This is a genomic window from Microcystis sp. M165S2 (assembly GCF_020245885.1).
Classification (GTDB): Bacteria; Cyanobacteriota; Cyanobacteriia; order Cyanobacteriales; family Microcystaceae; genus Microcystis.
On the sequence record NZ_JADBTZ010000403.1, the window covers coordinates 1 to 6,737 of the forward strand.

Annotated in this window: 10 protein-coding genes; 1 reads left to right on the top strand and 9 read right to left on the bottom strand. The window is 42.2% G+C overall.

Annotated features, from left to right (window positions below):
• Positions 1-128: 128 nt before the first annotated feature.
• Positions 129-1,070: a glycosyltransferase family protein gene (locus IM479_RS19980; protein ID WP_287686317.1), complete on the top strand. Its 942-nt coding sequence runs from the start codon at positions 129-131 to the stop codon at positions 1,068-1,070.
• Here the strand turns inward: IM479_RS19980 and IM479_RS19985 are convergent, their stop codons facing one another.
• From IM479_RS19985 to IM479_RS20025, 9 genes are all read right to left on the bottom strand, one after another.
• Positions 1,071-2,672, bottom strand: a complete 1,602-nt coding sequence (locus tag IM479_RS19985; RefSeq protein ID WP_287686319.1) for a peptide ligase PGM1-related protein — start codon at positions 2,670-2,672, stop codon at positions 1,071-1,073. It lies immediately after the preceding gene.
• 166 nt (positions 2,673-2,838) lie between these two features.
• Entirely contained in the window at positions 2,839-2,967 is a 129-nt protein-coding gene (psaJ, locus tag IM479_RS19990) for a photosystem I reaction center subunit IX (protein WP_002738148.1), read from the bottom strand.
• Positions 2,968-3,012: 45 nt separating this feature from the next.
• Entirely contained in the window at positions 3,013-3,507 is a 495-nt protein-coding gene (locus tag IM479_RS19995; RefSeq protein WP_045362915.1) for a photosystem I reaction center subunit III, read from the bottom strand.
• 132 nt (positions 3,508-3,639) lie between these two features.
• Positions 3,640-4,059: a secondary thiamine-phosphate synthase enzyme YjbQ gene (locus tag IM479_RS20000; protein WP_002757262.1), complete on the bottom strand. Its 420-nt coding sequence runs from the start codon at positions 4,057-4,059 to the stop codon at positions 3,640-3,642.
• Positions 4,060-4,069: 10 nt separating this feature from the next.
• The gene (gene cobA / locus IM479_RS20005; RefSeq protein ID WP_287672778.1) at positions 4,070-4,870 is read right to left on the bottom strand and encodes a uroporphyrinogen-III C-methyltransferase; all 801 of its coding nucleotides are present in this window, start codon (positions 4,868-4,870) and stop codon (positions 4,070-4,072) included.
• A 270-nt stretch (positions 4,871-5,140) separates the two neighbouring features.
• Positions 5,141-5,431, bottom strand: coding sequence for an addiction module antidote protein (locus IM479_RS20010; protein WP_002757266.1), 291 nt, complete (start codon positions 5,429-5,431; stop codon positions 5,141-5,143).
• Positions 5,432-5,440: 9 nt separating this feature from the next.
• Complete coding sequence (locus IM479_RS20015; RefSeq protein WP_287686318.1) at positions 5,441-5,731, bottom strand: type II toxin-antitoxin system RelE/ParE family toxin; 291 nt, start codon at positions 5,729-5,731, stop codon at positions 5,441-5,443.
• Between the two features lie 200 nt (positions 5,732-5,931).
• Positions 5,932-6,195, bottom strand: coding sequence for a DUF2442 domain-containing protein (locus tag IM479_RS20020; RefSeq protein ID WP_287672773.1), 264 nt, complete (start codon positions 6,193-6,195; stop codon positions 5,932-5,934).
• A gap of 31 nt (positions 6,196-6,226) precedes the next feature.
• Positions 6,227-6,415, bottom strand: a complete 189-nt coding sequence (locus IM479_RS20025) for a DUF4160 domain-containing protein (RefSeq protein ID WP_353737576.1) — start codon at positions 6,413-6,415, stop codon at positions 6,227-6,229.
• Positions 6,416-6,737: the final 322 nt, after the last annotated feature.

The window sequence follows — 6,737 nt, forward strand, 5'->3', positions numbered from 1 at the left end:
ACCCCCAACCCCCAACCCCCAACCCCCACCGAAAAACTTTTTCAGCAGACCCTATTTAGAAACTATTTAAACCAGTTAAGTGCATCGCGGTCAAGACAACTTTGATAAATCACAACCAAATCTAAAGAATGTCCAATACTTTTCTATCGATCGTTATCCCGATGCGTGAGGGATTTAGCGAACATTGGCTAGGAGAATTATTGAAAGTCAAGGGAGATATAGAATTTATTTTAGTTCATCCTCCCGGGGTCAAACCTTCGCCGGTGAATGATCCGCGCATGAAACAGATTGTCTGTGCTTTACGGGGTGAAATTATTCAAAGAAGTACAGGATTTTTAAATGCCAGAGGTACTTATATTCTCACAATCAATTGCGATGAATATTTACACCCGGAGATCGTCACCTTAGTCACAGACTATTTTGACCGCTTTCCCAATAGTTGGGTATTACGATTAGCCAGATGTGAATTTCCCTACGGTGAACGAGAAAAATTAGAGAGTTCTTGGTCAACAATTCCCGATGTAAAAAGTTTAGCTATCTGTAGCAGAAGAGAGAATAATAGTAACTTATTTAAAGATAACAAATATTTATTAGAACTACCGATCGCTCCTTTAGATAATCCTTTTAATCCCCAAGTTTTTCTCAATCAACGTCGCGATCAAAATGGTCCCCATTTAGAAAATTTTGATAAAAAAGTTTGGAAAAGTGAACTTGTGCAAGTAGCGACGATAGAAATTACTAATCTCATGAACTTATTTGGTCCGATTAAATATATTCCTTTTTGGTGTTTAGATAGATTACTAGGTTTATATATTCAGGCTAAATATTTTGAAAAAGAGCGAGTAATCGGTCACTGGCTGCCGAATTATCCCGAACAAATACGAATTGAAGATAATCCTCCTGAATACCAAAGAACTTGGCGATTTTACTTTTTATCGGAAGTTATGTTATTAAGAAAATTCCCTCAGTATGGCTATCTTTGGAATCTAGCTATCTATCAATTTTTAGAACTGCCTGCTTGGATGATTAAATCTCTGAAACAAAAAATTATACCCAGTAAATTAGTCTAGTTATATCCAAGTGATCGGTAATCCAGAATAATAATAACCTAAATTTATGGAACTATGCTCTGTTTCCCAATCTAACACCTGTTCCACACGCTGATAAATTGCCGCAGCTTCCTCACTAGAATTACCGATACAAGTTAACCCTAATTTACCAAATTCTGACAGCGCACCCATGAGATGAAAAACTGTTCCTGTTTTACTGCTACTATCAAAATGTAAGCGATGTTTAGCAATAATATCCATTAAATCATCGGGAAGTAAACCTTTGTATTGGGGTTTGTGGAGATTATCGGAGGCAATATAGTGTTTTTCTTGGTGAGGTTGACTGAAAAATAATCCAGTTTCTCGATCGTATTCACCATTAGTTAAAAGCTTCAAAGTCATGAAAGGATGGGTGGTTCCTCCTTTTCGCAGATTAATTTCGATCGCCTGTAAATCCCAGACTAAAGTTTCTGGATTTTTCACAGCGACGAAATCAACCCCATAGCGTTCAATTGCCCCCTTGGCTGCCAGAATTTCCCCTATTTTTAGGCCTAATTCCTGTAATTGTAGGCGATAATTTTCATCGGCAGGAAAATGACAACCTAGATAAATTTGACCATCGGGACCGCCTAAAATTTGATCGTGAGTGGAAAGAATATTCACTTCTCCCGTGGGTGTAATATAACCTTGCACACTCGGCGATCGCTTTTCTTCTCCTTCAATAAAAGCTTCGACAATTGCCCCTAATTCAGCAATTTTGCCAGAAAAACTGTCCCAATTTTCATCCCTTGCTTGAAAACTCATCTTCTCTAATTGTTTGGCCAAGAGATTCATTCTCTCGCTTAAATCTAGACTGTTACTATCAACAATTCCCGCTAAAGGACGTAAATCTAAAACTGCATTTCCTTCTCCCGATAACCCCTCATTTAACTTAACTACCATGCGTTTTAGTTGCGGTTGACGAGACCACAAACTAGCGGCTTCGTATAACAAATCCTTGACCGTATTTACCTGTAAACTACCGTCAGGATGGGGAATATTGCCTTGACCAAAAATCTCGCGACTGCCACTTTTAGAACCCCAATACAATAAGTCTGGACTACAGGCAAATAAAGGAATATCTAATTGTAAAGACAATTCTCGCTCTAAATTAGTAGAATTAAAACAAACCATGTAGGCACGATCTCGACGCAACGCTTGCCGGATTCTTGCTACTAAGCGCGGTCTTTCCAAAATTTTTTGGGTTAAAGGTTGAAAAGAGCTATCGTGAGTTGTCAGTAATAACAGACGATTATTAGCATGGGAAAAAGGAATCCCCGGCAACAATTGCAGGTAATAATCAATCACCATCCGCGAAAGTGGCTGCGCTGTTACATAGATTAAACGAGTTTTCGGGTGTCGCAACCGAATCAGAGAAAACAATAATCTTTCTTCGTAATGTAAAAAACCCGCTACTTTTTGACCGACTCTCTGATCGATACTAAAAGAAGGGACAACTAGGATATCATAATCCCATTCATCGGATTCGGGAACGTTTTCTCCCTGCCAAATCTCTTTTAATTTTTCTTGTAATTCTTGATAGCGCAGCCGCTTTCCTAGCATCAAATCTCTATCTAACAGCATGGTTTGTCCCACCTCTGTGGTTACAGACACCTGTATCTTATCGATTTTTAGAGCCTGTCGTCTCCAGTGTCTTTCTTTTCTTAATATTCCCCCAATCCCTCCGATCGTTGCCCTTAAAAAGGGATACAGTTGATTCTGTATCCCCTTTAATCACCTGAGATTGCCTTTAGCCTAGCGGGTGGAATAAGAGATCGGGATAAAAGCGATTAAATTCGATTAAAATCCCGGCGGTGAAAGTCAGCAGCGCCATAATTAACACGGGTGCGGACGAGAGAAATTTAGTAAGTCCTTCCATCTGAGTTCTCCTAGGGAATAAAAAGTCAAGGGTTTGACACAAAAATTAACGAGGGGAAACGGTAATTTCCGAATCCTTAACGGTTAATTTACCGGAAGTGGCTTCTTGTAAAGCGGCCAACGGCCAGAGGAAACCCGTTAACATTTTGCTCAAAGCGAGGGGAACATCGATGATGATTTCCTTCATTTCGGCATCTTTACTGTCGCGCACGGCGATTAAATAGGCCCGACCAACCCAACCGATCCAACCGGTAATGTACAGGAATAGGATGCTAGGGATAAAGAAATCGCCCATGTGATCCCAACGACCATCCACAATTAGGTGAGGATAGCCTTCCGGTCCACAGAGAGCTTGGGAGTAGGTTTGAGCGCGTTTGGCTCCCGATTCGGGGTCGAGAGTGGTGTTGCGGAAACTCTTCGCTTTTTGTAGGAAAGCGGGATTTTCGCTACAAGGGGTCAGATTGGACAAATCAGCCGACGCTGGAGCGGCAAAGGTGAACCAGAGAGATAGCACCAGGGCCAGAGCGAACAATTTTCGCATAAATTGTTTCCTTTTGTTACGAAATATGAAGTTCTTTGTTCAAAAAGCGAACAATTTGATCGTACACGGAAAAAATCTTACTCCGATGAGGGGTGCGAGTAAAGTTTCTATTACAAAACTATACGCAACGCTTCAGACCCCCGTGATATGAACCACCACTTGCCTTTGGTGACGACTCTGACGGTGTTCCCAGAGATAGATACCTTGCCAGATCCCTAAAACTAATTTACCCCTAGCGATCGGGATTTGTTCCGATGTCCGGGTGAGGACCGAGCGAATATGAGCGGGCATATCGTCTGGCCCTTCGGTAGAGTGATAGTAGAGACTGCTATCTTCTGGGACTAACTTAGCGAAGAAATTGGCCAAATCGGTGAGAACATCGGGATCGGCATTTTCTTGGATCAGCAAAGAAGCGGAGGTGTGACAGACAAATATACTGCATAATCCCGTCGTTATGCCTGATTCAGCCACGATCGCTTCTATGGGGGCAGTAAGACGATGGAAATTCTTGGGACTGGTGGCAATTGTCAGGGATTTTTGATATTGACGCATGGGAACCGGATCAGAGAGAAATGGGGGTGGGGGGGATTGTCCTGGAGAGCAAAGGTTGTCCCGCTTGTAAGAGATCGTGAAGGTCCACCACTGCACCGATAACAGCGATCGCTGGGGCTTCAAAGCCGGTGGCTTCGATCTGGTCCATAATCGTGGTGAAAGTACCGATTAATTGCTGTTGTTGCGGTGTTGTTCCCCAGCGAATCAGGGCGATCGGTGTTTCTGGACTCCTGCCGGCCTTGGTTAACTCGCCGATAATATAGGGTAAATTATGCACACCCATGTAAACGACAATTGTTTCTGCGCCATGGGCGATCGCTGACCAGTTAACCTGGGGACGATATTTACCCGCCATCTCGTGGCCGGTGACGAAAGTAACGGAAGAACTATAATTACGATGGGTGAGGGGAATACCGGCATAGGCAGGCACGGCAATTCCTGAAGTGATCCCCGGCACGATCTCGACGCTAATTCCGGCCGCGATCAGATCGAGCATTTCTTCGCCCCCGCGACCGAAAACAAAGGGATCACCCCCCTTGAGACGAACAACCACGGTATTAGTCTGGGCCTTCTCGATCAGTAAAGCGGCGATTTCCTCCTGTACCAGAGAATGACGACTGCGACGCTTACCCGCATGGATTTGTTCGGCCCGGTGGTTAATCATGGCTAGAATCGAGGGGCTGACTAGGGCATCATAGAGGACAACATCGGCATTTTCTAAGAGAACTTTCGCTTTTAAGGTCAACAAACCGGGATCTCCGGGACCCGCACCGACGAGATAAACCTTACCGCAACTTTCTGATTGATTCATAGATACTGGGGAGAAAATTCTTGCTTCGATCGAATGCGCTTGATCCCTACTTTATTCTGACTGGGGCAAAATTTGGTATTTTTGACTACAGTTACGCGGCGATCATGCGCTTTCTTGATGAAGAATTATGATCTTAACATTACTTAACCCTTAATCTAGCGATCGCTCTGATACCAAATCCCGTTTAACAGGTATGGGGGAGAGCGGGTTTTTAAGGTTGGATTGGGAGTTAATCATGCTATTAAAAACCGATTCAGTATAACGGCGAAGTTAGGCAATTGGTACGACTTGGAGGCGTAACCCAAGTGATTGTAAGACCTTAAGAACTGTGGCAAACTCTGGATTGCCTTCGATTGACAAAGCTTTATAGAGACTTTCACGCCCCAACCCTGTTTCACGGGCAATATGTGTCATCCCTTTGGATCGAGCAATATCACCTAATGCTGCTACCACTAAGCTTGGATCGCCATCTTCAAGGGCTGCTTCAAGATATGCAGCTATATCTTCTTTTGTTTCGAGATGTTCTGCCGCATCCCAAGGATAGGTTTGGATAGTAGCCATAAAAATCTCCTATAAGTCTTGTGCTAAATTTAATGCTGTTTTGATGTCCCGTTCTTGAGTTTGCTTATCTCCTGCTGCCAAGAGGATGATCAAGGTCTCTCCTCGCTGAATGAAATACACCCGATAGCCTGGTCCATAATCGATCCGCAGTTCCGATACACCTTTTCCTACTGGTTTAACATCGCCTGGATTGCCCATAGACAGGCGACGAACACGAATGTCTATACGTGCTTTTGCTTGATGATCCCGCAAATTGCTAAACCACTGATAGTAGGTTTCGGTCTGGCGAATTTCAATCATGCCTTAAGTGTATCCTATGGGATACAGAAGGACAAGCAATAAAAATAAGGTGCGTTACATTTTATGAACGCACCCTACAAGATCGGCGATCGCACTTACAGCCAATGAATGTCCATGGTGCGTTCCCCAAAAATCTATTAGTGGAGCGGTAGAAGTTGCATTAGGGAACGCACCCTACAAGATCGGCGATAGCGATCGCACTAGAATTTAGCTTTTAATGGAAATCTCTCAGGATTTTTAATAATTTCTTTGCTTAAATCTACATCTAAATCTGGCCAATAAAAATGATTAGGAAAAGGCTCTTGTATATTTAAAATTTGTCTAATAGGTACATCTTGAAACCAAGGAAAATCTTGATAAGAAAGAAACATTTCTTCATTGTTTGCCAGAATCCATATTCCATGAGAAGAAATATGAGTTACTTCAGCTTGAGAAGTGTTTTGTCCAAGCATTTCTAAGTTCATTTTGTCGTTCCTCAATAATAGTTTCTATCGCTTAAAGTTGTTTTCGAGATAGGTTATAATTACGAGCTAATTCAATTTGTGGTTCAAGCCAAAATTTAGCTTCTCCTTCTGCACAATGAACATGAACGTGCATTCTTGTTTCTTCGCGGGAAAAGAAAAAGAAGCGATAGCCATCTTCTCGGAAAACAGTTGGACTCAGCAGAAATCTAATCAGGATGATTGATGCTTACGCTCTGTTTATTATAGCAAATATTAATTTAAAAATACACTACGGAGAAGTAAGAGCATAAAAAATCCCCCTTAACTGGTCTAAAATTAAGGGGGAATGAGTTATACCAAAAGGCAATTTAACCGACGTTACTGGGTTCTTTTTCGAGGAAATGAGAGCGTTTTACTTTGCGTTTATGGATAAAATAGGAGCAAAAGCTCAAGCTAAAGGTCTAAGGGAAGAGAAACTAGCAGAGTTGTTAGGAGATGAATCGTGTTATTAATGTTGTCCATGAGATAACCATTAAGATTATAATGAAGTAATCAGATTTCAG

Excerpts from the sequence above, each read along its gene's own strand:
- IM479_RS20015 (WP_287686318.1), bottom strand. The coding sequence starts at position 5,731 with ATGATTGAAATTCGCCAGACCGAAACCTACTATCAGTGGTTTAGCAAT.
- IM479_RS19980 (WP_287686317.1), top strand. The coding sequence starts at position 129 with ATGTCCAATACTTTTCTATCGATCGTTATCCCGATGCGTGAGGGATTT.
- cobA (WP_287672778.1), bottom strand. The coding sequence starts at position 4,870 with ATGAATCAATCAGAAAGTTGCGGTAAGGTTTATCTCGTCGGTGCGGGT.
- IM479_RS20000 (WP_002757262.1), bottom strand. The coding sequence starts at position 4,059 with ATGCGTCAATATCAAAAATCCCTGACAATTGCCACCAGTCCCAAGAAT.
- IM479_RS19985 (WP_287686319.1), bottom strand. The coding sequence starts at position 2,672 with ATGCTGTTAGATAGAGATTTGATGCTAGGAAAGCGGCTGCGCTATCAA.
- IM479_RS19995 (WP_045362915.1), bottom strand. The coding sequence starts at position 3,507 with ATGCGAAAATTGTTCGCTCTGGCCCTGGTGCTATCTCTCTGGTTCACC.
- IM479_RS20020 (WP_287672773.1), bottom strand. The coding sequence starts at position 6,195 with ATGAACTTAGAAATGCTTGGACAAAACACTTCTCAAGCTGAAGTAACT.
- IM479_RS20010 (WP_002757266.1), bottom strand. The coding sequence starts at position 5,431 with ATGGCTACTATCCAAACCTATCCTTGGGATGCGGCAGAACATCTCGAA.
- psaJ (WP_002738148.1), bottom strand. The coding sequence starts at position 2,967 with ATGGAAGGACTTACTAAATTTCTCTCGTCCGCACCCGTGTTAATTATG.